Here is a 25,870-nt window from a genome sequence, read left to right as displayed (position 1 = left end):
GTAAAATCAAATGACTTCAAAGCCTTTAAATTTTAAAAACAATTTTTTTTCGATACTGCCTTTTAGGCAGCTCGCGGTCTTGTTCTTTTTGGCTCTTGTGTCGGCCTTGGCTCCCTTTGTGAGTTTTTGGGCTCTTTCAAAGACAATCGACGCTCTTTCAAGCCTTTCTCAAGCTCAAAATGTCATCCTATACATAATCTTTATAGGGGCTTTTTTAGTTACAAACGATAGTTTCGAAGCTGTCCGCTGGACCTATTCTACCTATATGGAGGGAAAAATCTTTTTGGAGATGAAAGAAAGGCTTTTGGAAAAGGTTTCAAAATATGCGTACATCGACATCTTTGAAAATCCCGACTTTTTAAATAAGTTAAGACTGGCCGATCAGCTCATCCCAAAATTTAACAGCTTTTTTAATTCGCTTGCCATGCTTTTTTCGGGAGTGCTTGGCTCTCTCCCCTTTTTATGGATTGGAATTACGACAGCTTGGTGGGTGCCCCTTGTTCTGATTGCGGGTTTTTTACCGAGCTTAATTATAAAATGGAACCTTGAAGAAAGGCTATGGGCCTTGGAAATTCAAAACGGAGAGTCCTACAAGGAGGCGGCCGTTCATGAGCACATTCTTTTGGATTCTGCCTTTGCAAAAGAAATACGCCTTTGGAATGCCGCTTCCTTTATTCTAAAAAGATGGAAAAAGAATAGATATAATCTTTTAAAGGAAACTTCTCATCTTAGAAATAAGAGTATGGGGATGACACTTTTGGCGCATATTTTTGAGGGTCTTGTGGATTGCGGAGTGATTGCATACTTATACATACTTGTAAGCCGAAATGCCTTAACAACGGGAGCCTTTGTTTTTGCGGTTACGGCGGTTATTCAGCTAAGACAAAATGCTTTTACTGTGCTTTTATTCGGTGTCGATCTTAAAAGCGATTTTAACAGGCTAAAGCCTTATTTCGATGTTATAAATTACGATGAAACTATAATAGACAAAAACCGTCCTTGCGATGAGGAAATGAAGGCTTCTCAAGCAGAACAAAATACCATAGTCCTAAAATCGCTTTCATTTTCTTATCCTAAATGCGAAGAAAAGGCCTTAAAAAATATAAACCTTGAAATTAGAAAAGGAGAAAAGATAGCCGTCGTCGGGGCAAACGGTTCCGGTAAATCTACCCTGATTAAAATCATAAGCGGAATGTATCCCGATTTTGAAGGAGCTTATTTTTTTAATGGGAAAAATTCAAAAGATATTGCGGTTAATGAATTAAGAAGGTCTTTTGCAGCCGTCTATCAAGACTTTGCCCGTTTTCCTATGACTTTTGAAGAAAATGCAGCAATTTCCGAAATTGCCGAGCAATTTAATGATGGGCCGAATTCTTTTAAAACTGAAAAAAAAGAGTTTAAGATAGACACCTTTAAATTTGAAGAGCTTTGTAAGCGTTTTCCGATAGCAAATTCCATGTTAGAACCTAAAACCCTGCTTACAAGGCAGTTTGAAGGCGGGCTTGATTTGTCGGGCGGACAATGGCAGAGGCTTGCCCTAATGCGCTGTGCTTGGGCTGATAGGGAAATAATTCTTTTGGATGAACCTACTTCAGCCCTTGATCCCGACTCCGAGCACGAGGTTCTTGAAGCTATGATTGAGCTTATGAGAAAAAAAACGGCAATAGTTGTTACGCATAGGTTGGCCCTTTGCCGCAGCGTCGACAGAATAATTGTAATTGAAGACGGCTCCATCATCGAAACCGGCACCCATACCGAACTTATAAACAAAAACGGCCGCTACGCCGAAATGTTCAAAAAGCAAAGTGCTCGGTATAAATGAAAAAAGCCCTCGGAATCGAGGGCTTTTTTGTTTAAGTGTTAGCGGGCGTATTCGACGATACGTGTTTCGCGTATTAGGGTTACGCGGATTCTTCCGGGGTACTGCAAATCGTTTTCGATTTTTTTTGCAATGTCCCGGGCTAAAATCTTGGTATCGGCATCGGAAATCTTTTCGTTGTTGATAACAACCCGCAATTCCCTTCCGGCTTGGATTGCATAGGCCTTTTCGACTCCGCTAAAGCCTTCAGCCAGCTGTTCAAGGTTTTCAAGCCGCTTAACATAGTTATCCATAGTTTCTCGTCTTGCACCGGGACGGGCAGCTGAAATTGCATCCGCAATCTGCACTATTACCGATTCAATGCAGGTGGGCTCTATATCGTTGTGGTGAGCACCTACGGCATTGACAACCCTCGGATCTTCATTGATCTTCTTTGCTAGTTCCATTCCTATCTCTGCATGGTTTTTATCGGAGTCGGTTTCTGCACCCTTTCCGACATCATGCAGCAAGGCACCGCGTTTTGCGATTTCGACATTTGCGCCGATTTCGCTTGCAATCATTCCGGCTATTACTGCAACCTCTTTAGAATGATGTAGAACATTTTGTCCGTAGCTCGTTCTAAAGTAGAGCCTTCCCAAGGCCCTTACGCCTTCTTGGTTCATGTTATGGATACCGAGGTCGAATAAAACCCTCTCTCCTTCTTCATAAACCTTTTGCGAAATTTCTCTGGTTACCTTTTGCACAATCTCTTCAATGCGGGCCGGGTGAATTCGGCCGTCAAGAATCAATCTTTCTAAGGCAACTCTTGCAATTTCCTTGCGTACAGGGTCAAAACAAGATACTACAACAGCTTCAGGTGTATCGTCGATTATTATATCTACACCGGTTAGGGTTTCCAAGGCTCGAATGTTGCGGCCTTCGCGGCCGATAATTCTTCCTTTCATCTCATCGCTGGGCAAGCTGACCGTTGAGACAGTGATGTCGCTCGCCGTTTCCGTTGCAAGACGTTGGATCGTCGTAATTAAAATATCCCGCGCCTTTTTTTCTGCCGTAAGCTGAGCTTCTTGTTCTATCTTGTTTATAATAGTAACTGCATCATGCTTTGCCTCAGTTTCTAAGTCACGGATAATCAAATCCTTTGCCTGCTGCTGGGTCAAACCGGAAATTCTTTCCAATTCTTCCCTGTATCTTTCTTCTTCGCCGCTTAAAATTTCAGCACGCTCATCAAGTGCGGCTTCCCTCTTGACAAGTTCTTTTTCTTGCTTTTCTACAGTTTCGACACGCTTATCGAGGAGTTCCTCTTTTTGTGTCAATCTTCGTTCAAAACGCTGGAGATCGCTCCTGCGTTCCCTATTTTCCCGTTCCTGCTGTTTTTGTTCCCGAATCAGCTGCTCTTTTGCTTCAAGAAGAAATTCCTTCTTCTGAGCTTCAGCATCTTTAATTGCCTCCTGTAAAATCCGTTCTGCACGTTGTTCAGAAGCAGATAGTTGAAATCTGGCGTAAAGCCAGCGAATCGTCCATCCAAGAATTATACAGACAGCAGGAAGGATGACATACAAAATCCAATTCATCGGTATGCTCCTTAAAAAATGACTACTGTCCAGTCTCATAATACAGGCAATCGAAAAAAAAGTCAATAAAAATTTTTAAATTTATTCTTGTTTAAGCTAAAATTTTGTGATATACTTTTTATTATAAGGAGAGTTTTATGATACGTAAAAACAATGTATTTGCAGCCGGTTTATTTTTTATCGGTTTGGTTTTTGCTTTATCGTTCACCGTTTCTTGCGGAGGTAAAACCGAAAAGCAAAAAGTAGTATTAACCGTACAAGCAGAACAAGGCTGGATGCCGTATTATAAAGAAGCAGTAAAAAGGGTTGAAGAAACTCATCCGAATACGGAAATTAAACTTATTGAAGTAGGAGCTTTCGATCATTTGGATAGGCTTGATGCCACAGATGCTTCAAATAAGGATGTAGCAGATTTATTTGCAATTCCTGCCGATAGACTTTACGGACTTGCGGAGAATGAAGCTTTAGCTTCCATCGATTCCAAAAAAATTTCTTCCGAATTGGGCGGCTGGTCGAATTTTGATTTAGGACTTGGCGGAAACTTAAAAATCGGTAACGAATATCTTGCTTTCCCCCTTAATATAGAAACACTCATTACCTTTGTAAATACAGCAAATGCAAAAGCACAAGGTGCCGATTATACCAAACCCTTTGAACTTGCAAATCAAAAAGATCCTGCAACCGTTTTATTGCCTCTTTTTGATGCATGGTACGGAGTTGCTCCTGCAAATTCGGTTGCAATCGAATTCTTAGGAAAGAAAAACGGAACGGAACTTTTTTCCGATATGGTTATGGAATTTAAAGATTTACCGGCAGAAAAAAGAGCTGCAATTGAAACTATATACAATTATTGGAAGCTCAATTATGAAAACAAAACTTCGCTTTTTGATGCAGATGCCGGTTGGGGTTATATTGATAAAGAATTTAGTAATGGAAATAAGGGCGTTATCCGTTTGGGCGGACCGTGGGATACGGGAAGTATTTTAGAACAGACAAAAGGAAATCTTGTAATTTATCCTATAAGCCATATTACCTTAAACGGTAAACCGATTTTACATTGGAAAGGCGGCTGGGGACTTGCTATTAATTCCCGTATCGAAAAAGATGCAGAAAAATATGCACTTGCCGAAGCGATGATAAAAGAAATCGTAAACCCGAAATATGCCGTAGACTTTTTTAAAGCGACCGGTAAGATTTTGGAAAATGTTCCTGCCGAAACATATGCCGCTTCAAATCTTTCAGATACGGAAAAGGCTGTTATTAGGGCAGTAATAGAATCTTATAAAATTTCCCCTGCCCGTCCTTTATTTAAAGAATGGGGAAAAGTTTGGGATACATGGAGAAATGCCGTTCTTTCATGGAACAGTGTTAATCCTAAAAATGTCGAGGAAGCATATAAAGAATTAAAGGCTTCTTTCGATGCAATGATGGCAAACTTTAAAATGTAATGGTCAGCTCTAAAATTTATGTCAGATTTTTAGAGGTTTCCTAATATCCTAAAAGCTGTCGGCATAGTATTGTCCGGCAGCTTTAAAACCGGAGGTGAAAATGACTTATTCAAAAACTTTGTCGGACGGTATCGGTAATATTCACCCTAGGAAAAACCTATATCTGTTAGAATTGGCGGAAGCCGATTCTGCAAAACGCAAAGAACTTAAAGCTGCAAAGTCTTCACACGAATACAATATTAAACTTGAAGATTTTAAGGTAAAACGGAAAGAATTTTTAAAAACATTAAAACGGAAAACAAAACAATATTCGGCTTCTCATAGAGAGATGCTGCAACCGATTATTTAAATCTACGGCTTTTTAAAGCGGAGCGAAAAAAAGAATTTTATAAAGATTTTGCGGAACTTTCTTATGACGCTTTTTTGGAAGCAAAAATTGCAGAACTTGAAATACGATATATACCGGATATCCTTGCCCATAAAGCATTGCTTCAAAAGAAACTCCAGACAGTAAAAGAAAAACTAGCAGATATTGATGAAGATGAAAGAACAATTATTCAAAAAACAATTGAGCTGACCGTTGCAGAGCGTAAAGAAAAATTAAAAACTGAACTGAAAACGCTATCGGAAAAATATACATCCAAATCCATTTCAAAAAAAGCCTATAAAACCGAATGTAAAATCAAAAGAGCTGCATATAAGGAAGATGTTCTTGCTGCATCTTTTACCGACCCCAAAGTGAGTTTACAAGAAGAAATTAAAAATATTACATATCGGCTTAAAATGGATATAAAAACAAAACTGAATGTTTTAGAATCGGATATTGCCGATGTAAGAAGAAAAACGCCTATCGAATTGGAACGGTTTCCTTTAATTTCCGTTTTTACTTGTTTTTTACCCGGTCTCGGACAGTTATTAAATAAACAATATGTAAAAGCCGGTATTTTCTTTTTATCTTCAATTTTTATTTATCTCATTGCATTCCCCTATATTTTAGGCTATACGAATTATCAAGGTTCCGGAATTTCAGGGCTTATCGGACTTGCCGAAGGCGGAACAAAAATAGATAAATCAATTATTTTTATGATTGAAGGCATTATAGCTCTAATTTTAATTCTTTTTTCGGTCTTGCTGTATACTGTTTCTTTTAAAGATGTTCGGAAGGTTGAAGTAAATGCCTTAAAAGGCATAAGACGGAAAACTTGGTTTGAAAGCAAACGGAGCATTGAACGGGAGGGCTTTCCTTATTTGGTGTCAGCTCCGGCTTTAATTGTTATTGTATTTATCGTAATAGTTCCGATTTTGACGACGGTTTTTATTTCGTTTACAAATATGGATCCGGTACATCAAAATAAATTTTCATGGATAGGTTTACAAAACTATAAAACGCTGATAACGGGACACGGCGTTGCAGGTAAAGCATTTTATCTTATTTTGGGATGGACTCTTATTTGGACGGTAGGAGCCTCCACGCTTTCGATTGTTATAGGCTTTGTTTTAAGTCTTATTGTCAATCAAGAAAGAATAAAAGGAAAATCAGTTTTTAGAACAATTTATCTTTTACCGTGGGCGGTGCCTGCGTTTATAACAATTATGTTTTTTTCGATAATGGCTTCGCGCGGCGGTCCTATTTCAGAATTGCTTGAAAAACTGTTTGGGCTTTCGATTGATATTAAAAATAATCCGCATCTTACCCGCACAGCACTTATTCTTTTACAGAGCTGGCTCGGTTCCGCATATATCTTTTTACTTTCTACGGGCGTTTTGCAGGGCATTCCAAAAGATTTATATGAAGCTGCCGAAATAGACGGTGCAACCGGCTTTCAGCGTACTATGAAAATTACCGTGCCTTTAGTGCTTTATCAAACCGCTCCGCTTTTAATAATGCAGTATACCTTTAATTTTAATAACTTTTCGATTATATATCTTTTTAATTTGGGCGGGCCTTTTAACCCGACAAAATATGGAAATTTGGCAGGAAGTTCGGATATATTGATTTCTTATATTTATAAATTAACTATCGAAAATCAATATCAAGCGATAGGGGCTGCAATTACGATAGGAATTTCGCTGGTTCTTATGGTATTTGCATTTTTGAATTTTAGAAGAACAAAAGCTTTTAAAGAAGATTAAGACAAGGAGAATAAAGATGAAAAAACAAAATGAACTTTATTTGTCGGATAAGCAGCCTCTCAATACCGGAGGTAGAATTTTTCTTACCCTTTCCTATCTGATTATGATCGTCTGGGCTTTATTTATTATTTTGCCTCTGGCTATTATTGTTGTATCGGCGTTTAACGGAAATCAAGGGAAAAATATTTCACTTCAATCGGTGTTCAGTTTTTCGCTTAAGCACTTTGAATATCTTTTTACCGAGACCTATTTTTTTATGTGGGTAAAAAATACGCTTATTGTAGCTATTGCAACCGCCTTACTGACACTTTTAATCGTGTCATTTACCGGTTATGCGTATTCACGGTATAAATTTACGGGCAAAAAAACTATTCTTATGGGAATTATGCTTATCCAAATTATACCGGTTTTTGCGGGACTTACCGCGTTTTATACTCTCCATTCGATTATTTCTACGGCAATTCCGTTTTTTTCAAAAAAGGCAATGCTTGTTTTAATTTATTCGGGAGGAGGAATCGTAGGAAACACATTTATACTAAAAGGCTATATAGATTCAATTTCGCGGGAGCTTGACGACGCTGCAAAAATAGACGGATGCTCAAATATGGGGGTTTATCGGCTGATCATTATGCCGATTGCGCGTCCGATGCTTGCCATTATTGCACTTTGGTCGTTTATCGGGCCTTTTATGGATTACATGTTACCGAAAGTTTTACTTACTAATTCAAAAGATTATACGCTTACCGTAGGCTTATTTACACTTATAAACGACGCAAGAACTATGAACGCACCGGCATTTGCGGCGGGCGGCTTATTAACGGCAATACCGATCATAATCTTGTTTATCAGTTTGCAAAATCAACTGGTTTCAGGGCTAAGTTCCGGTTCGGTAAAAGGATAGAAACATGATAATTAATTATACATTACATGAAGGGGAGATAGTATGAAAGTTAGTTTAAAGGATATCGGCAAAAAATATGAAGGAAGAGAAAATTTTACGATTAGACATATCAATTTGGAAATTGATGATAAAGAATTCTGTGTGATTTTAGGTCCTTCAGGCTGCGGAAAATCTACATTATTGAGAATGATAGCGGGGCTGAATTCGATAACGGAGGGTGAACTTATTTTCGGAGAAAAGATTGTAAATAAAGTTGCTCCGAAAGATAGGGATATTGCAATGGTTTTTCAGTCTTATGCCTTGTATCCGCACATGACGGTGTATGATAATATGGCTTTTTCATTAAAAATGAAAAAAGAAAGAAAAGAAATTATCCATGAGCGGGTTTTAGAGGCAGCAAAGATTTTACAAATAAGCGACAATCTTTATGCAAAACCATCGGATATTTCGGGCGGACAAAGGCAGCGGGTAGCTTTAGGACGCGCTATGGTAAGACGTCCGGGCGTTTTTTTAATGGATGAACCGCTTTCAAATCTTGACGCAAAGCTGCGCGAACACATGCGAGTTGAATTGGTTCGGCTGCATAAACAACTTGGCACTACCTCAATTTATGTAACGCATGACCAAACAGAAGCAATGACAATGGCTACAAAAATAGTGTTATTAAATAAAGGAAAGATTCAGCAAGTGGGCAAACCCGAAGAATTTTACAATAAGCCTGCCAATATTTTTACCGCCGAATTTATCGGCTCTCCCACAATGAATATTTTTGAAGGCAAAATTGAACATGGGCGTTTTATAACCGCTTCGGGTGTCATTGAAGTATTCCCGAAAGAAGCTGACGCAAAAGTTCTTGCTGCTTATGAGGGCAAAAAACTATACCTTGGTATACGCTCCGAACGGTTTATTGCAGGAGAAAATGAAAAAAATTCCTTCCATGCAAAAATAGATGTAATTGAAGTACTCGGAAAAGAACAGCTTTTATATACAAAGTTGGACGACGGTACCGACTGTATTATGAGCGAACCAGGATATTTTAAATATGCTGTGGATGAAATTCATAACTTTACATTTGATTTAGATGCTTTGCATTTTTTTGACGGAGAAACTACCGAAAGGATAAATTAAACGGAGTTTTTACAGGAGACATTTATATTTACATAAATATTTTATATCTTAAAATAAATCGAATAACCGGCTTGCCCTATATTTTAGAATTTTGTATATTGTAACCAATCGGGAAAAATGATTTTTTCTAATCTAAAATTATAAGGAGATGATTATGGCAGTATTGGATATTACAAATGCTAACTTTGATGAGACCCTAAAGACTACCAAGCCCGTTTTAGTTGATTTTTGGGCTCCTTGGTGACCGGGATGCGTACAGCTCAGTCCTGAGCTGCAGGCTGCCGAGGCGGAACTCGGCGATAAGGCTGTGATTGCGCAGTCTAACGTGGATAATGCACGAGAATTAGCAGTAAAATTTAAGTTTATGTCGATTCCTACCCTCATCGTTTTAAAAGACGGAAAAGAGGTAGACAGGCACACAGGTTTCATGGATAAAAAGAACCTTGTAGACTTTGTTTCAAAGCATATCTAAAAGAAAAGGCGGGAGCTTTTAAAGCGTCCCGCCTTTTTTGTTTTTAAATGTAATCGGCCTTGTGGAGTATATCCCTTGCCTTGGGTAAGTCTTCTTCGCTTACCATGATTACGGGGCCGGTACAACCCATTCCCGTTTCGGCATAGATTCCTTCCTTCCAAAGAGCCTTACATGCGTCTTCGATTTCGATAACGTCGATTCCGGGGATACCGGCATCAACCGTTTTCTTGGGCGGAGCCTTTACCTCTTCGGCAGCGGCTGCTGCAACAGGCTTTGCTCCGGGCATGTCTTCCAAAAGCTCATCCAAGCCTGCTTTTTTGGCGGCCTTGAGCTCTTCTGCATAAATGCCGTGAACATTGTTCTTTGCACAGTCTGCAACGAATTTTAAGGCATTTGCTATTGCAGGAGCTCCGGATGCTCTCGAAATAATTCCGACAACATCATCATAGCCTGAACCGATACAGGGTCCGTAACCGAAGCCTGAACCTTCATAGCTTCCTCCGGTTACAAAGGAAGAAAAGAGCTTAATGAGCAGGTTTCCTGTAAGGGTATCGCAAACCATTACATCGGGAGTTCCCTGCAAGAGGTCGTTTCCTCTCATGCGGACACCTCCGTCTGCACGGTTTGATTCGGTGTAGCTTACCTTGTAACCCCTTTCCTTCATCTTGTTTAAGGCCTTTTCTATAACGGCGATTCCGTCAATGTTCAAAAGACCTACTGTGGGCTCGGCTATTCCTGAAGCCTTAGCAACTGCAATACCGCCGATAGCGTTTAAAAGCATGGCCTTGTAGCGGTTTGCATCGGTTGTTCCCGTAGTAGTAGCAAGAATCATCTCTCGTCCCTTACCGGGGGTTACAACCTTTCCTACGGTGCTTACGCCCAAGGGGAAGTTATAGTGCATGGTAACACAGGCCTTAATTGTTCCTTCTTTAAAAAGGCGTTCCATTTCTTTATGAGCATCTTCGAGAGTTGCTGCAGGGAAATGCTTTAAGCCCTTTACTTCAGGGCCTCCGATAAGGATTACATCCAAATCGGGGTTCCTTTTTGCGGCAAGCTCTGCGGCATAAACAAGCTCTGCTTCTCCGTGTTCGCTTCCCGGAATGGTTAAACCGACGGGGAATCGGCCGGCAAATGAGCCGCCTTCAAGCCCTTCGGCAAGTCCTAAAAATAAATCAGCAATTTGTTTTTTATCTGCCATATTCTTATCTCCTTAGTTTTGGGATTTGAGAATATTTTCGGCTACGTTTCTCATTGCTTCGGCAACAATCTTCTTTATTCCGGCTGTGTCCTGACCTGCAGAAGCGGAGCCTTTTCCGTCATTGGCTTCAATCAAGAAGCTCAAGCCGTCAAAGAGGTTTGTAAGACGGCCGAGGAATAAACTTCCCTTTCCGATTATCATTGTATTTTTGAGTTTTCCTGCCATCATATCGCGGCGTGCATGTCCGATGAAGGGAACGCCTGAGGGGATGTGTCCCTGAGTGGGAGCAAAACCTACAACTCCGTGTTTTTTTACGAATTCGGCAATTTGAGTTTTTTCAAGCTGGCCTTTCATAACACTTAAAGCGGCAATCATCTTTACGTTTGCTTCGGGTACGTTACCTGCACCTGCGGGAGCGGTAATTTCGTGGTTTTGAAGCTCGGCTGAGAATTTTTCGATGTCGGTCATCTTTAAGCCGGCAGCATTAAGAGGATCGTAAACCAATACGCTCATAACGGCCTGAGGGGCGGAACCGGAAGAAATTACGTGCTTTCCTACAACTTCGGTATTGATAACGGGGTTTACTCCGTCGTCTGCACTGAGCATAACGGCAAAGCCTCCGATCATGTCTTCAAAGAGGGGAAGGCCTTTTTTTACGTGGTCTTTTCCGTTCATACCGAGCTTGGGTACTGAACCTCCCGAAACGACCAATACGTTTTTAAAGATACCTGCTGCTACAAGGGCGGCTCCGTGGATGATTGCGTGAACGGGAGCTGCACAGAAGCCTCGAACGTCTGAACCTGTTGCGTTTACACAGCCTGACTTTTCTCCGACTGCCTTTGCAATGTTTCCTCCGCCTCTCTGGTTAATATCGCCGGCTGCTTCTTCTGAACATTCGATGATGTATTCGACATCCTTCATGTCGATGCCTTCGAGTTTTCCCATGTGCCATGCGGAAAGAATACCGGAAGCCTTTGTGGCGAGGTTTTCGAGCATGGTGTGGGCGCTCAAGTTTTCGTCCGTCTCGTGAGCCTGCTTTACACAACCGATGAGTTTTCCCTGTTCGTAGAGGCCTTCAGCTGTGTGAGCATCTACCATTTTTTGGATTTCGGCAATGTCGTGGCCTTCTCCGAGCTTAATATCCTGAGTTTTCATAATCGGATGATTTTCGATGAGTTTTGCAGCTTCGGCTGTGAATTCCTTTGAGAAATAAACGAGTTCAAAAACGTCGGCATGTTTCATCAAGACGTAGAATTCGGCCTGAGTCATAATTTCGCCGAATTTACCCTTTCTTTCTGCCTTTTTTGCATCCTTGTACCAAGGTTCGGGGATAGCTTCCAAGTCTTCGGGAGCCATGTTTCCGATATAAACTTGGTTAGGCGGATAGTTTACAGCCTCTTCAAAGCTTCGTAAGTGAGAGGGTATTGCCTTTAAATATTCATCCTCAGGGTTTGCAAGCCTTGTGCCTGTTTGAGTTGAACCGTTGTGAAAAAGAAGATCGGGAGCATGAACTAGAATGTAGCTTGCTCCTTTTATAGCGACTTTTGCCATAATGCCTCCAAAAAATTTATATAAAATTTAAAATAATTTGCCAATTACTAATGATGGCTTTTTTATTCTATATTAAATTCGTTTATTATTCAAGTATCTTGTGAGGAGGGGGAGAATTGATATTTTATTAGGCTTGATAGAATGTGTTTTTTATGCTACATATAAATAAAGATTTTAGATATACTGTTAGTCTGGTGTCATTGGAGGATTTATATGAAAAAGAGGATAAGTGTATTTTTTATAATCATATTTACTGCTATTTATTGCTTTTCAGAGAATTATGAACAAAGTCAGCGAGCCGTTGAAATGCTTAATTATTTAACCGTGCAGACTCAATTTATCATTGACTCAAAATACAACAAGGTAGCCCTTGAGGAAATATATAATAAAATTCATAATAATTTAGCACCTAGTGCAGTGGATAAAGAGACAGAGAAACAGGTGGATTTCATCTTAGATCAGATTCATCAATTGAGAGTATTGGAATCAAGTAGAGGACAGCTTCAAATTTTATTTGAAAATGATCAGGCCCAAGCCCTTTCAAAGGCTATGCCTAACCCGACTTATTTACTCAGCACGGTAATTTCCGGTGATCCTCTAAAAACGGTTGCCTCCATTGCAATGACAGGTTTAAGCTCTTGGGTAAACTATAATAATGCAAAAAATGAGTCAATAATTGCTAATTTAAAATCAAAATGGGAATTAGACAAGCAAGAAATGCAATCAATTCACGATATAAGAAAAAATGCATTTACCTATATGATAAGGATTGTTAATTCTTATAAGGGAATAAAGGATTCATATACTCTAAATGAAGATAGTGTTAAAGAATTTATTGCTTTCCAAATGACCGAAAATCCTCATCAAAGAAAACTGAGGCTTGAAGGTAATAAGCATAAATTTGAAAAGTACGGTCCATATTGGGGCTTACTTGCCAAAACATATTTTGAAATTGATGATTTTAAAAACTGTCTAAACGCTATAAAAAAATATGAAGAAACAAGGACTTCAATTTTTAGATATGATTTGGAATTTGCAAATGTTCTCCCTTATGCTGTCATGGCAGCCGAAAAAGTTTATGGAACAAAGAATAAAAAATATGTCTATGAAGCTGAAAGATATTTAAAGCTTTTAGAGAAGGAAACGCCTACAAATCAATGGCAAATGAGATATTTTATATCCCAAGCATATATTTTACTTGCCCGCAATTCAAATGATAATTCATATTTAAACAAGGCTTATTCTATCGTAAAATTGGATTTAGCTACATTAGCATCAGAACAAGAAAAATGGGTCGAAAACTATATAAAACCGGTGGATGAAAGGATTTCTGATAAGTTAACCCCCGGTGATAAAAAACGACGAGAACAAGAAATAGAGCAGGAAAAATATTTAAAAAGTATAGCTTTTATCCCATACCATCAGGGCTTTTATCAAAATTATAGCCTTTTTGTTGACTTAGTTAATTTACTAAAAATAAGCAAACAAGAAATTTTTGAAGTATACTCAGCTTTATTATATGCATTATCTATTTATGAAGAACGCTATTTTGTAGCTGAAAGAAAGTATGACAAAGAATATATAAACAGCTTAATTGAGAAATATGCTTCAAATTTCAGTGAATTCGATAAGCAAAGAATTTACAAAGTTTTTAATTTTAGAGGGAAGGTTGATAAAGAAATTTATGATGATGACGAAGATATTGCAAACCTTATGAAGGATATTATAAAAAATTTTGAAACAGATAATTATTATTTACCATCGCTAAATGATTCATATTGTTTTTATAATGATCCATGGTTATCATTATTTAGAGACAGATCATTTGAAGTAGGGATACCTCTTTGTTTGTTAACTGAACAATCAAATATTGTAATGGAAGTGTGGGAGTTTGTATCAGATAATGAATCAAATAAAATTTATGAAGAAGAATTTACTGTTCCAAGAGACCGAGTTATCACTAGTCCGGATACTTATACAGCGTCATACCCTAATCCAAGTTATTTTAGATATTGTCATTTTAAATTGATTCCAACACAAAAGATAGATTTTAATAAGAAAAGCAATTATGTGATAGGACTTGTGATAAATGATCCGCATTTTAATGTAAGAATTGTATTTGACGCGAATAATATAAATGAATATAGAAAAAAAAGCTTATCTAATTTTTTATATGTGCAATAATTAAATTATGAATAAAAAAATATATACGGCTTTAATTTTTATTTTTGTTTTTATCGGTACTGGTTTTTGTGACACATTAAAGATTTTATCTTTTAATCTTAATGGTAATTATAAAAGCCATAGGCTAGAAGTAAGTGAGCTATGGGCAGACGATATAATTACTATAATAAAGCAGTCAGAAGCAGATATTGTATTACTTCAAGAAGTTTACATTGATTTGATTAAAAGAAGTGATACTTCTTATTTTAAGAATCCTAAACCCAATAATGTCTTAGATTATTTTATACGAAAATTAAGCGGATATAGCGGTACTTGGAAATATTTTACCTCAGCAGGATATATGTTGCGCAAAGATATAACTGTCGATGGTAGTAAGTATATAAGCGGCAACAAAACACAAAATAATGCTATTTTGTTCAACTCAAATAAGCTTGAAGGTATTGATCAAGCTAAAATGCTGGGATTTGATAAATTTACAGGCAGATATTTATTTGATAAAAATTCCGTACAAGTTATAGAATTTACAGACATAAATAAAAATTCTAAATTTGTTGTAATAAATGTTCATCTTCCATATAATAACTGGGAGAATACGGAAAGAGACTTAAATACCTTAGAGAAACTATATGCCCTATTTAAACTAAAAACGGGAGTTATCATAGGAGGAGATTTTAATACACCAAGACAATTTTTAACAAAGAGAAACTTTGATAATGTTGATGGAACAAAAAACTGGTATTATGATAAAAATTTCGGGTTACCAACAACAATTTCAACAACCGATGAGGAGTCCTTTAAGTTTTATAATGATTATGATCATTTTATCTTTAATAATAAAATAAAGGAAGAAATAGTAATGCAGCGTCTTGGTATTCCGGTCGATGACATAAGTTTTTACGCAATAAGAATTGGAAATAATCAATTTTATAACTCTAAAGATTTTTTTGATAGAATTTCAGACCATTATCCGATTATTTTTGAATTTTCTGTTGAGTAATATAGGGATATAGAATTTTTGCGTGACAGGTTCTTGGCTCCTATAGAATATGATTCGGCAAAAAAGGGGTATTACTATACTGGAGAATATAATATGCCCCTTAACAGCATTTCGACAAAAAACTTAATGGCTCTTTCCTCTGCAAAAATTCTTCTTTCGAATTATAAGGGAACTCCTATTTACGATGATCTATGCAATGTTATTAATTTGCTGACATTTTCCGAGATAAGAGGAAATGCAGATTTTATTGACAGGATTGCCGTACCACCTGCTTCGCCCATAATAATCGATGAGGCAATTTGGAATGCAATTTACACTGCTATGAAAATAATTCGATTATAGAATTTGATTATAACGGAAGACATAATATCGAAACGACTCATCGCCGTGTGCACCCTTATCAGATTTTAATAAATGAAGGCGTATGTTTTTTATTCGGCTTTTGCGAGCTTCGTAATGCGGAACGCCTTTTTTGTCTTTCTCGAATTAAAAATCTCATCATCACTGATGATAATTTTAAGCTGCCCCAAGATTATGAATTTTCATCCCGCTGCGGAGGAGGCAAATTCGGAACCTTTATTTCAACCGATATTCGAACATATAAAATCCGTTTTTACGGTCCGGCTCGTCAGTATGTAAAAGATAAAATCTAGGCTGATGATCAAAAAATAACGGATTACGATGAAGAAGGTTTCACTGAAATTAGTTTTTCCTCTTCACAAGATGATGTTATTATGGAGTGGGTTTTAGCTCAAGGAGCAAATGTTCTGCCTATTGAACCTAAAGTGTTTGCAGATGAGTGGAAAAATCAAATAAGATGGATGGCGGAGCGGGCCGGGATATTATAATTTGACAGGACTAGGTGAAAGGTAAAATAAATTAATCAAGCAAATTTAATTACTAATCTATTTTTTTTTGAAAAAATATGATAAAATATTTATAGTATGGATTATGTAGGAGGATAAAATGACAGTTGCAGCTTCTGAACTGACACAAATGATGAAAATGCTAACAGAAGAAGATTGTAGTGCCGCTATAAAATATATTGAGTTTCTTATCAGCTCTCGTAAAAAAAATACCAAGGCCACTATTCGCCAAATACAGGAAATTTTTACCGATGATAAAGGATGGGCTTCTGAGGAAGAAATGTTGTTGGATATGGCGGCTTTTCGCCGTTCAAGGTTAGAATAATGCGGATTTTTTTAGATACTAATGTTCTTATTTCTGCATTTATATTTGCGGGTAAGGCAGGTAATCTTTTAGAAATGCTTTTTGATGATGGTTATGACTTGCTTATTTCTGAATATGTAGATTTGGAATTTAAAGCAAAACTTGAGGAAAAATGGAGTTCAAAAGCAGATAGAATTTATTCGCTATATCGCAGTTTACCGTTTATATTTTGTGCAAGTACGGATGAACGATATGACATGATCCGCGATAAAAAAGATATTCCGGTGTTAAGCGATGCTCTTTTTCATAATGCCGATATTATTCTTACAGGTGATAAGGATTTTCTTGAATCTGATTTAGAAAAACCTTTGATATTTTCTCCTACAATGTTATATGATTATTTAATAAATATGAATGATGACTGAAATGATTTTAAAGGGGACATGGCAGAAAATTATGCTTTTTTATAGAAAACTATTGATTAATCGATATGAATAATGTTCGAAGATGTAAGATTCATTATTATGAAGAGGGTTTTAGCTCAGCTTCTTACAAACATATTAAGAGTTTTTAATTGCCTATTCTTTTTTTTAGAAGTTCTTCTCTTTTTAGGATGCAGTCATTTATAGTTCGTATATATATATTTACTGTTTCTGTGTTCCAACTGTTCGGAGAAGTATTTAATTCTTTTTTTAATTTTTCATCGATATCTATAAACGGCTGAAAGCACAGACATTCAATATAATCTTCAAAATTCTTAAAAAGATTCCAAAATATTTTTGTTTCATCAAAAAGATTTTTCATTTCATTATCGCAGTCGATTGTCTTGTTATTGATATATGTTTTTACAAGTTCTAAAAACATAAAAAAATTATCTTTGTAAGGCTCCCTTGCTCTCTGCGTATTTATCGAAGCTCTCGGGCGATTCGGTTTAGGGATAATAAAAAAAGAACCTATTCTGCCGTTATTTAACAGCGTTTTATCATTACATGTACAAAACTCTAAATTTTTTAAATCAAGACCGTCTATTTTACCGAGTAAATTTTCCGTTTTTACCTTATGTTCAAATTTCCCCAGTATTGACTTATACGTTCCGAGCGTATCTCCGCGTAATATCAGCTCTTTTGAATTTTCATCTTTTAAGAGGATTTCATATCTGCCGGAACCTTCCTGCGGACTGACACAATAGTCCCAAATTTTATCCGTTTTAATTATTTTTGCTTTATTCGTGCGGAGGGTTTAATACCCCGACGCTCTGCGTCGTAACAAAGGGTATTAAAGCCGACTGCAACCACCTTATGAGAACAACATACCCCGATGCTTTGCGGCGGGGTATGTTGATTCTTTTTCTCCTCGATGATATCAAAGAAAAAATCAATATAATGATTGACAACTTTCTCATCTGAGTCGGGATCAAAATATGTTTCTGTTTTACAGGTGCAATATCTACAACCATTTTCTTCAGAATGCAATTCTATGTAGTTCTTATTCCATTTGACAGTATTATCTTTTTCCATAATATTCTCCCTCGTTGTTTACTTTATATTATAGAAGTAAGGCGAGTAAGGTCAAGCTCTTATGCGAAATCACCTGCCGCTCCCGCACTGCGCTTTCCAAAGCCGCTTGTAGTAAGTTCCGTTTTTTAAAAGCTCATCGTGTTTTCCTTTTTCGACAAGGCTCCCTTTTTGGAATATGAGGATTTGATCAGCTTTTTGGATAGTCTTTAAATGATGAGCGATGACCAGTACCGTTCTGTTTTTTGAAAGCTCTGTGATTGCTTCTTGAATAAGGGATTCGTTTACGGGGTCGACATTGCTTGTCATCTCATCGAGAATTAAAATCGGAGCGTCTTTTAAAAAAGCTCGTGCAATCGAAATACGCTGACGCTGTCCGCCGGATAAGAGACCGCCGTTTTCGCCTATATCGGTTGCGTAATTATCGGGAAGGCTCATAATAAAATCGTGTATCCTCGCTTTTTTGCAGGCTTCAATAATTTCTTCTTTGGAAGCAACTTTTTTCCCGACGCGGATATTTTCTTCGATGGTGTTATCGAAAAGCTGTACGTTTTGCATAACAATACCGATTCTGTCCAAAAGCTCGTCATAGGGAATATCGCGTATATCGGCACCGCCGAGCTTAATGCTTCCCGCTTGTACATCATAAAACCGCAAAAGCAAATTCGTTATTGTCGTCTTACCGCTTCCCGATTCTCCTGCGAGAGCCGTCATTGTTTTCTCCGGAACAGTAAAACTTACCTTTTCCATTTTAAACTCATCTTCTTCATAAGAAAATTCCACATCTTCAAAAACAATATCGTTTTGTAAAGGAATGATGCCGTCCGTTTTATCGGCTATTACCTCGGCATGAAGAATTTTACCTAAGCGGTGATAGCTATCTACCGCCGAAACATAATACATGTAGTGAGTTTCCATAGCCGCAAAGGGTTTATAAAATTCTTTTGAAACTACAGCGATAATCATAAAGTCAAGTACATCAATGCTCCCTTTAAGTGCGGCAAGACCCGAATAAACCAAAAGCACAAAATATCCGGCATCGATTAAAAACGAAAAAACTGAAAGCTGTCTTGCCTTAAACCGCGAAGAAGCCTTGCTTGTTTCGCCGAAGGTTTTTGTCTTTTTTAAAAGTTCATTGTCGAGCTTCTTATTATGCGAAAAACTTTTTAATACGGGAATACCGCGCACATATTCAACAAATAAACTGACCATATCGGCAAGGGCTGAATTGTTTTTGTTTTCAATTTTTTGCACCTGCTTAATCGTATAAAAAAGATAGAAAAGTGCAAGCGGAAGCGAGGCGGTCATAACAAGGGCCGCTTTAAAATTGATGAGGGCAAGACCGGTAAAAACCGCAAGGGCAATGAGAAAATCACCGAACATCCTGGGCCACATGTGCCCTACCACCATCGACATATTGTCCACATCCTTATGAAGAATCGTGTTTAATTCTCCCAACCGCTCATTCGTATAAAAGCCCAAACTAAAGAGTTTTAATTTTACAATCATACGCTCCCTTATTTGCTGCACCACATCAAACCCCGCCCCGTGTTTTTTTAAGTCTGCAATCATATTGCAAAGACCCTTAAAAATAACCAAGCCTATCAAAACCGCAAAATCAACATAGAGCCCCTCAACTTGAATTCCTGCAGCAATCTTAAATAAAATAGAAAATACCGTAAGAAGCATTCCCACCGAGCTTAATCCGTACAATGTAAAAAACAATGACGAAATACATACATCGATTTTTCCCTTCTTACTCAAACATGCAAATAATTCTTTATACATAAATACTCCTATAATTACCCTGCAACGTTCCAGCTGTCCACTTTATTTTGAGCGTCTACCATTTCTTTATAAAAGGGACAGCGGTTTATCAATTCGGTATGTGTTCCCGAATCCAAAATGCTGCCCTTGTCCATAACTACAATTTGATCGGCGTTGCGGATTGTGTTCAGATGATGGGCTATCGTGATGACCGTTTTATTTTTTCTTAATTCTTCGACGGCTTCGTTTATGAGTTTTTCGTTTTCGCTGTCAACGGCGGCCATCGCTTCATCCAAAATTAAAATTGGAGCATTTTTAAGAATCATTCGTGCGATGGAAATGCGCTGTTTTTCTCCGCCTGAAAGTTTTACACCCATCTCGCCGACTTTTGTGTTGTAACCCCTAGGCAGGGCGGAAATAAAATCATGGCAGCGTGCTTTTTTAGCGGCTTCTATAACTTCAGCCTCGGAAGCCCCCGCCTTACCGATTGCGATATTTTCAAAGATACTCATATTAAAAAGGATAACTTCCTGCTGGACACTTCCTATAAGGGTGGAAATACTGTCCGTGTCATAGCGCGAAATATCTTTGCCCGAAATGGTGAGCAAACCTGAATCGACATCCCAAAAGCCCATTATAAGGTTTGCAAGGGTGCTTTTACCGCAGCCGCTCGGACCGACAAGAGCATTTAAACCGGTTTCCGTAAATTTTAAATTGATATCTTGTAAGGCAAAACCGTCTTTTTCGTACTTAAAATTTACATTTGTAAATTCTATGTCGCCGGGTTTTAATTGTTCGCTGATTTTTTCTTTTGAAAGAGGAGTGCATAAAATCTTGGCTATGCTTTTGATTTTTTCGGTAAACACGATGGAAAAATGATGAAGGGTTGCCGTTTTACTTATCGCCGACACAAAGACCGAAGATAAAATAACGGACAGTATAAATTGCGCCGTAGAAATATTTTGATGTAAGAGCAAAATGCTTCCTAAAATCATAACCGCAACGGTCCCGGCTTCCATAAAAATATCTATGAGAACCATCGGACCCGTAACGGCTCCCATACTCTTTTTTACATCCTGAACATAAGAGCGTGCAGAAGCCAAAGTTTGTCCGCTAAAGCTTTCTTCTTTTGCAAAAGCCTTTATGACGGCAATGTTTTTTACATATTCCATCATGTCTTCCCTCATCTTCATCTCTCTTGAAAAATACATTTGAAATCTTTTTTGCATTGTCTTTGCGGATAATTCTTTTACAAGAAACATGAGCGGAACCCCTGCAATCATTATCAAAGCAAGTCTGTAATCTATAAAAAGCATTGCAATAAAAACCAAGGCGGGAAGAAGGGTTGCCGACATAATTTCAGGAAGCCCGTGAGCAAGATATATTTCGACCTGCTCTACATCGTGTTCGATAATACTGGTAAGCTCGCCCGTGTTATGCTTTTTAAAAAAGCCTAAAGTGAGTTTTTTTAAGTGATCGATTATTGCAAGCCGTAACTCCGTCAATTTGCCGAAAGCTCTGTCATGAGCTGTCTTTGTTGCAAGATAGTTAAACACAGCTTTTAAAACAAAAGAAATCAGCATACCCGTAATGAACATTTTAAAATGCGGTTGTGTAATTTCTTTTGAAAATAATTTGCTTATCATCAGCACCAATAAAACCTGCGGTATCAGGTCAAATACTATTTTAAGCGCAAGCAGCAGATTGGGTAAAAAGTTTTTACCTGTTACCTGTTTTTTCAATTCTTTTTCATTCATACAAACTCCTAAAATTGAATAATATTGAATTTTAATTCAATATTAAGCTAAAAGTTTTCTCTTGCTAACTTCAAAGTCAGTTTTTACCGTTTTTTGATCCTCATAAAATGAGAACATTTAAATTACAGTGACTCAACGCCGTTAAAATAACACTTGTTAAGAACAAAGAGCATGTCTTCGGCCCATTTTTCATTTTTATAGTGCCTTGCAATTTCCATCAGATTTTCCACATAATTATTTGCCAAAATATGGGCAAGCATGGGATCGTGCTTGGTTTTTGAATACCGTTTTAAGCCGTCTTTTATATGCTGCTCCAACCGCTTAACCCACATATCTTTTGCACTTTCATGTTTGGTTCCCGAACTTTTATCAATTAAAATAATGAGCTTGATTCTTTCCCGTAAAAGCTCCGGAAGCTGAATGCCTCCGCCTTGGGTAAATCTTTCGTAAGGGCTGCCGGCTTCCATTTTTTCTTCATCTTCCATCATTTTAATAATTCGATTAAGAATACCGCCGACCGTTTCGTCAAACAAAGAAGCTTTATCTTTAAAATATGTGTAAATAAGGGCGACGGGAACATCGGCTTTTTCCGCAATGTCCGTGAGTTTTGCAGACCTATAATCTTTTTCATAAAAGACCTTTACCGCTGCTGCGAGTATTTTATTTTTAATTTCTTCTTTTAATACTTGGGCCATTTTTTTATCCTATCTTAAAACTGAATTCTAATTTAATAATAAATCTTTATTCAATATTTGTCAATAGAGGTAAACAAAATTTATTAACGAAGTTTTACAAGATATACGATAAGATTCTCCCGTATTTCTTATAAAGAATGGATGCAGCTCTTTCAATTAAAAACACGGAAAAGGTCTCTAAGCAATTGCAACATTCTTCCTATTACTATATAATACCTCCAATAAAGAGAGGCAGAGCATGAAAAAAATAATATTAACTATTCTAATCAGTAGAGATAAAATAAATTTTACTTTCAGGAGATAATCATGAACAAAACCGTCATCATCTACGCTTCAATTCATCATAAAAACACAGAAAAATTACTAACAGAAATTTCAAAAGAGATAGAAATCGATATTTTCAATATTAATAAAATAAAAGAAGTAGATTTTTCAAAATATGAAACAATAGGTTTTGCCTCAGGAATATATATGGGGAAATTCCATCAATCAATTTATACATTTTTAGAAAATCACGAAGCAGATATACCTAAGAAAACTTTTGTACTTTGTACCAGCGGAATTGGAAAAGGACGATATGCAAAAAAATTCTCTTCTTATCTACAAGACAAAGGTTTTGAAGTTTTAGGAGCTTTTGAATGCAAGGGCTTCGACACCTACGGCCTATTTAAATTCTTCGGCGGATTGGCAAAGGGACATCCCAATACTAAGGATATTGAAAATGCCGTTGCATTTGTGAAAAATCTTGAAGCGAAAACGCCGATGTAGGCGGAGATTATCATTAACGCATACGACCTTGCCGATAATTTATAAAATTGTTTAAAAAGGATGTGTTTAATATGGCAATAGACGGTATAGAAATTATAGACAGCGACAGTGCCTATGATATCTACAACGATATCACAGAGCGTTATAAAGACGGCGAAGATGTAGAAAAAATCAAACAAAAATGGATAAAGGAAGAAGAAAATTTTTGTATAGACGAACTCTATACTGAAATTTATTGGACTGCTTTTGCTTATTCTTTATGGAAAATAGGCTTTTTGGATGAAACAATTAAGCAAAAAACAATGTCGATCTTATCCAAAGGTGCAAGCGAAATTTGGAATAAGATAGATCCAAAGGCTCAAAAGCAGCGGCAAAAAGTTCTTGATAAATTAGCAATACAACTTCAAAGTGAAAATAAAAAACCCATCAAAAAACCGAAGCTTAAAAAACAAAAAGAGCCTTTTTTCCAAGTAGGTGATGTTTTAGCAATTGAGATGCCCCAAGGGTATGGGCTTGTTTTGTATCTTCTGTGGACCAAACTCCCAGGAAAATAGAATATCACTTAGCGTGTACCAGATTATTGCAAAATACACTGCCCTCAATGGAAAATTTTATGAACAGTAAAATTGCTTGCGGCAAAATAAATACCGAATATGCACTTAAAACGGATCGTTGGCTCAATCATAAAGATGTGGAGCTTTTATTACCCTATTTAAAAAAAATAGGAAAGATAAAACTTGCCCCTTATAAATTATGGACTTTATCGCCCGCTCATACCTTACAAAACTTTTATGATGAAATAATTAGCGATACTAAAATTTATAAACTGAAGCTGATGGACACCTGTAAATTGGTAGAAAGTATTTTGGAAGAATGATGAAATTAACTATTATGAATGACATGCACATCATTATATGGTCTTTTCCCTTACTCTTTATACTTCACGATTTTGAAGAAATTATTTTCATTAAATATTGGATTCAAAAAAACGAAAACTATCTGCAAGCAATAGTACCGTCAAGATTTATACCTGTTATTAATCACATGAAAAAAATCTCAACGGCGGCATTTGCATTCGGCGTTGCGGAAGAATATATACTTATTCTGATTATCTGTATTATTTCTTTTTTGACTAATTGGTATTATTTATGGCTCGGATGTTTTATCGCCTTTGTTTTACATATGATTGTTCATATTTTTCAGGCACTATTTATAAAAAGATATATCCCTTCATTGGCTACAAGCTTAATATGTACCCCAATATCCATAGCTATATTGGTAAATATATGGAAGCAATTTATCTTTTCAAGAATAATTTTTTATTCAATATTGAGCTGCATTATAATGATAGGAAATCTCGTTTTCATACATTGGTTAATGGGAAAATTAGAGGATAAGTTTAGCTGATAACATAATCGGTGAAAATTTGTAAGAATTTATTTAATCTAATCCGAAATATATGTATTCAGAATTAGAACCACTCTTTTATAAACTTATAGAATCCTTTCAAAAATTCCCCCTCTTCTACAAAATATTTTCCAAAAACCGCTTGCCTTGAACCTAACTGCAAGGTTTATATTATTAAAAGATACATAAATCAGGAGGTTTTAATATGAATAAAATTCACATGGGTATTTTTTTAATCGGTACGGCTGTTTTGGCACACTGTAATCTTTTTGCAAAAGAGCACATCGGGATAAAAAAATTAGCTTCATCTCTTTCCGCCCCTGTCGGAATGGCTTTTGACAGCAAGGGCTATTTGTACATTGCAAACTGGAGTGCAGGACGAATTGACCGCTACCGCTCGGGAAAAATAGAAACGGTTATAAAAGATATTCCTTCTCCTTCTGGTCTTACAATCGACACCAAGGACGCTTTATACATAGCAACCTACAGCGGGGGCGTAATCTACAAAGTGCAAAACGGTAAAAAAAGCACTTTTATTTCAGGGCTCAGTGTTGTTGCCGGTATAACCTTTGATGATAACGGCAACCTGCTTGTCGCCGAGCGGGGAAAAAGCAGAGTTCTTTCCGTATCGCCGGAAGGAAAAATCTCGGTACTTGCCGATAAGGGCTTAACCACTCCGGTTGCGGCTATTCAGACGGGCAAAGACCGCTATGTCATTAACGACATCACCGGAACAATCTACCTTTACCAAGCAAAAAATGCCAAGCTCACCGTTTTGAGTAAAACGCTGAATGCACCGGCAGCGGGACTCATTCCCGATCCGTTTCAGCCTGATTCCGTTTTGACCGTCGATTACGGCGGCAAGGGGCTCTACCGCATTTCGCTTACGGACGGAAAAACCGAACAGCTTACCGACAAACCGGTTTCTCCTGTCGGACTCATCGCCGCAGCCGATTCAAAGGAACTGTACATCGCAGCGTGGGGAGATAATTCGCTCTATAAAATTACCTTTGAAGGGAACAGCCATGACGATTAAAGAATTTGCCTTTAAACTCGGCGTAAGCGATTCGGCGCTCCGCTATTATGAAAGAATAGGCGTGTTAAAACCCATTCGCAGAAGAAAAAACGGTTATCGGGAATTTACGGAGACCGACATCGCTTGGATGGAATTTGTATTCCGCTTAAAAGCAACCGGTATGCCCATAGCACAGATAGCCGAGTTTGCCGAACTTCGTGAAAAGGGAGAGAGCACCGCACCCGAGCGGCTTAAAATGCTCCAAGAACACGAAAAGCGTCTTTTAGCGGAACTTGAAACCAAAACACACAGCTTAGCAAAAATCCGTGAAAAAATCGAATACTATAAAAAATTAACTCTAAAGAGGTAAAAAAG

Annotated in this window: 27 protein-coding genes; 19 read left to right on the top strand and 8 right to left on the bottom strand. The window is 37.4% G+C overall.

Annotated elements, in window-relative coordinates; translation table 11 throughout:
- Positions 1-10: 10 nt before the first annotated feature.
- Positions 11-1,822 carry an ABC transporter ATP-binding protein gene (locus tag E4O07_RS12000; protein ID WP_253686152.1) on the top strand — a complete coding sequence of 604 codons (1,812 nt, stop codon included), beginning with the start codon at positions 11-13 and terminating at the stop codon, positions 1,820-1,822.
- Positions 1,823-1,860: 38 nt separating this feature from the next.
- Here the strand turns inward: E4O07_RS12000 and rny are convergent, their stop codons facing one another.
- A complete protein-coding gene (gene rny / locus E4O07_RS11995; RefSeq protein ID WP_253686150.1) occupies positions 1,861-3,390 on the bottom strand; it encodes a ribonuclease Y in 1,530 nt (509 codons plus the stop codon).
- A 137-nt stretch (positions 3,391-3,527) separates the two neighbouring features.
- Between rny and E4O07_RS11990 the strand changes: the two genes are divergently transcribed.
- The 6 genes from E4O07_RS11990 to trxA all read left to right on the top strand — a co-directional run bounded on the left by E4O07_RS11990 (position 3,528) and on the right by trxA (position 9,472).
- Entirely contained in the window at positions 3,528-4,838 is a 1,311-nt protein-coding gene (locus E4O07_RS11990; protein WP_253686148.1) for a sugar ABC transporter substrate-binding protein, read from the top strand.
- A 100-nt stretch (positions 4,839-4,938) separates the two neighbouring features.
- The gene (locus E4O07_RS11985; protein WP_253686147.1) at positions 4,939-5,187 is read left to right on the top strand and encodes a hypothetical protein; all 249 of its coding nucleotides are present in this window, start codon (positions 4,939-4,941) and stop codon (positions 5,185-5,187) included.
- Positions 5,188-5,261: 74 nt separating this feature from the next.
- Positions 5,262-6,971: a carbohydrate ABC transporter permease gene (locus E4O07_RS11980; protein ID WP_253686145.1), complete on the top strand. Its 1,710-nt coding sequence runs from the start codon at positions 5,262-5,264 to the stop codon at positions 6,969-6,971.
- 16 nt (positions 6,972-6,987) lie between these two features.
- Positions 6,988-7,872: a sugar ABC transporter permease gene (locus E4O07_RS11975; RefSeq protein ID WP_002692172.1), complete on the top strand. Its 885-nt coding sequence runs from the start codon at positions 6,988-6,990 to the stop codon at positions 7,870-7,872.
- A gap of 42 nt (positions 7,873-7,914) precedes the next feature.
- Positions 7,915-9,000: an ABC transporter ATP-binding protein gene (locus E4O07_RS11970; protein WP_253686143.1), complete on the top strand. Its 1,086-nt coding sequence runs from the start codon at positions 7,915-7,917 to the stop codon at positions 8,998-9,000.
- A gap of 148 nt (positions 9,001-9,148) precedes the next feature.
- Positions 9,149-9,472 (top strand): thioredoxin, encoded by a 324-nt coding sequence (trxA, locus tag E4O07_RS11965; protein WP_253686141.1) that lies wholly within the window; start codon positions 9,149-9,151, stop codon positions 9,470-9,472.
- A gap of 43 nt (positions 9,473-9,515) precedes the next feature.
- Here trxA and grdD read toward each other — a convergent pair whose 3' ends face one another.
- Both grdD and grdC read right to left on the bottom strand, forming a co-directional pair.
- On the bottom strand, positions 9,516-10,670 hold the full coding sequence (gene grdD, locus E4O07_RS11960; RefSeq protein ID WP_253686139.1) for a glycine/sarcosine/betaine reductase complex component C subunit alpha: 1,155 nt from the start codon (positions 10,668-10,670) through the stop codon (positions 9,516-9,518).
- A gap of 12 nt (positions 10,671-10,682) precedes the next feature.
- Positions 10,683-12,221 carry a glycine/sarcosine/betaine reductase complex component C subunit beta gene (gene grdC / locus E4O07_RS11955; protein WP_253686137.1) on the bottom strand — a complete coding sequence of 513 codons (1,539 nt, stop codon included), beginning with the start codon at positions 12,219-12,221 and terminating at the stop codon, positions 10,683-10,685.
- Positions 12,222-12,434: 213 nt separating this feature from the next.
- Here grdC and E4O07_RS11950 point away from each other — a divergent pair, with 213 nt between their 5' ends.
- The 6 genes from E4O07_RS11950 (at position 12,435) to E4O07_RS11925 (ending at position 16,997) form a co-directional block, all read left to right on the top strand.
- Positions 12,435-14,405 carry a hypothetical protein gene (locus E4O07_RS11950; protein ID WP_253686135.1) on the top strand — a complete coding sequence of 657 codons (1,971 nt, stop codon included), beginning with the start codon at positions 12,435-12,437 and terminating at the stop codon, positions 14,403-14,405.
- A 7-nt stretch (positions 14,406-14,412) separates the two neighbouring features.
- A complete protein-coding gene (locus E4O07_RS11945; RefSeq protein WP_253686133.1) occupies positions 14,413-15,402 on the top strand; it encodes an endonuclease/exonuclease/phosphatase family protein in 990 nt (329 codons plus the stop codon).
- A gap of 93 nt (positions 15,403-15,495) precedes the next feature.
- Complete coding sequence (locus tag E4O07_RS11940; protein WP_253686131.1) at positions 15,496-15,744, top strand: hypothetical protein; 249 nt, start codon at positions 15,496-15,498, stop codon at positions 15,742-15,744.
- Positions 15,702-16,055, top strand: coding sequence for a helix-turn-helix transcriptional regulator (locus E4O07_RS11935; RefSeq protein WP_253686129.1), 354 nt, complete (start codon positions 15,702-15,704; stop codon positions 16,053-16,055). The genes E4O07_RS11940 and E4O07_RS11935 overlap by 43 nt, the downstream gene beginning before the upstream one ends.
- A 313-nt stretch (positions 16,056-16,368) precedes the next feature.
- The gene (locus E4O07_RS11930; protein WP_253686127.1) at positions 16,369-16,593 is read left to right on the top strand and encodes a hypothetical protein; all 225 of its coding nucleotides are present in this window, start codon (positions 16,369-16,371) and stop codon (positions 16,591-16,593) included.
- Positions 16,593-16,997 carry a putative toxin-antitoxin system toxin component, PIN family gene (locus E4O07_RS11925; protein WP_253686125.1) on the top strand — a complete coding sequence of 135 codons (405 nt, stop codon included), beginning with the start codon at positions 16,593-16,595 and terminating at the stop codon, positions 16,995-16,997. Before E4O07_RS11930 ends, E4O07_RS11925 begins: the two co-directional genes overlap by 1 nt.
- Before the next feature lie 145 nt (positions 16,998-17,142).
- Here the strand turns inward: E4O07_RS11925 and E4O07_RS11920 are convergent, their stop codons facing one another.
- From E4O07_RS11920 to E4O07_RS11900, 5 genes are all read right to left on the bottom strand, one after another.
- Complete coding sequence (locus tag E4O07_RS11920) at positions 17,143-17,481, bottom strand: DUF6994 family protein (protein ID WP_371921979.1); 339 nt, start codon at positions 17,479-17,481, stop codon at positions 17,143-17,145.
- A gap of 302 nt (positions 17,482-17,783) precedes the next feature.
- On the bottom strand, positions 17,784-18,089 hold the full coding sequence (locus E4O07_RS11915; RefSeq protein ID WP_253686121.1) for a hypothetical protein: 306 nt from the start codon (positions 18,087-18,089) through the stop codon (positions 17,784-17,786).
- Between the two features lie 69 nt (positions 18,090-18,158).
- Complete coding sequence (locus tag E4O07_RS11910; protein WP_253686119.1) at positions 18,159-19,874, bottom strand: ABC transporter ATP-binding protein; 1,716 nt, start codon at positions 19,872-19,874, stop codon at positions 18,159-18,161.
- A gap of 14 nt (positions 19,875-19,888) precedes the next feature.
- Positions 19,889-21,610 (bottom strand): ABC transporter ATP-binding protein, encoded by a 1,722-nt coding sequence (locus E4O07_RS11905; RefSeq protein WP_253686117.1) that lies wholly within the window; start codon positions 21,608-21,610, stop codon positions 19,889-19,891.
- Positions 21,611-21,732: 122 nt separating this feature from the next.
- The gene (locus tag E4O07_RS11900; RefSeq protein WP_253686115.1) at positions 21,733-22,305 is read right to left on the bottom strand and encodes a TetR/AcrR family transcriptional regulator; all 573 of its coding nucleotides are present in this window, start codon (positions 22,303-22,305) and stop codon (positions 21,733-21,735) included.
- A 306-nt stretch (positions 22,306-22,611) separates the two neighbouring features.
- On the opposite strand from E4O07_RS11900, the gene E4O07_RS11895 reads away from it, so the two are divergent.
- From E4O07_RS11895 to E4O07_RS11875, 6 genes are all read left to right on the top strand, one after another.
- Positions 22,612-23,073, top strand: a complete 462-nt coding sequence (locus tag E4O07_RS11895; RefSeq protein ID WP_253686113.1) for a flavodoxin domain-containing protein — start codon at positions 22,612-22,614, stop codon at positions 23,071-23,073.
- A 71-nt stretch (positions 23,074-23,144) separates the two neighbouring features.
- Positions 23,145-23,627 (top strand): hypothetical protein, encoded by a 483-nt coding sequence (locus E4O07_RS11890; RefSeq protein ID WP_253686111.1) that lies wholly within the window; start codon positions 23,145-23,147, stop codon positions 23,625-23,627.
- A 59-nt stretch (positions 23,628-23,686) separates the two neighbouring features.
- Positions 23,687-23,950: a hypothetical protein gene (locus E4O07_RS11885; protein WP_253686109.1), complete on the top strand. Its 264-nt coding sequence runs from the start codon at positions 23,687-23,689 to the stop codon at positions 23,948-23,950.
- The gene (locus E4O07_RS13535) at positions 23,947-24,480 is read left to right on the top strand and encodes an HXXEE domain-containing protein (protein ID WP_371921927.1); all 534 of its coding nucleotides are present in this window, start codon (positions 23,947-23,949) and stop codon (positions 24,478-24,480) included. The genes E4O07_RS11885 and E4O07_RS13535 overlap by 4 nt, the downstream gene beginning before the upstream one ends.
- A 205-nt stretch (positions 24,481-24,685) precedes the next feature.
- A complete protein-coding gene (locus E4O07_RS11880; RefSeq protein WP_253686107.1) occupies positions 24,686-25,516 on the top strand; it encodes a Vgb family protein in 831 nt (276 codons plus the stop codon).
- On the top strand, positions 25,506-25,865 hold the full coding sequence (locus E4O07_RS11875) for a MerR family transcriptional regulator (protein ID WP_253686105.1): 360 nt from the start codon (positions 25,506-25,508) through the stop codon (positions 25,863-25,865). The genes E4O07_RS11880 and E4O07_RS11875 overlap by 11 nt, the downstream gene beginning before the upstream one ends.
- Positions 25,866-25,870 lie beyond the last annotated feature (5 nt).

Origin of the sequence: Treponema sp. OMZ 798 (assembly GCF_024181385.1) — a bacterium.
GTDB lineage: Bacteria > Spirochaetota > Spirochaetia > Treponematales > Treponemataceae > Treponema_B.
The sequence above is the reverse complement of the archived record's forward strand: the minus strand, read 5'-3'. Positions and strand labels throughout refer to the sequence as shown.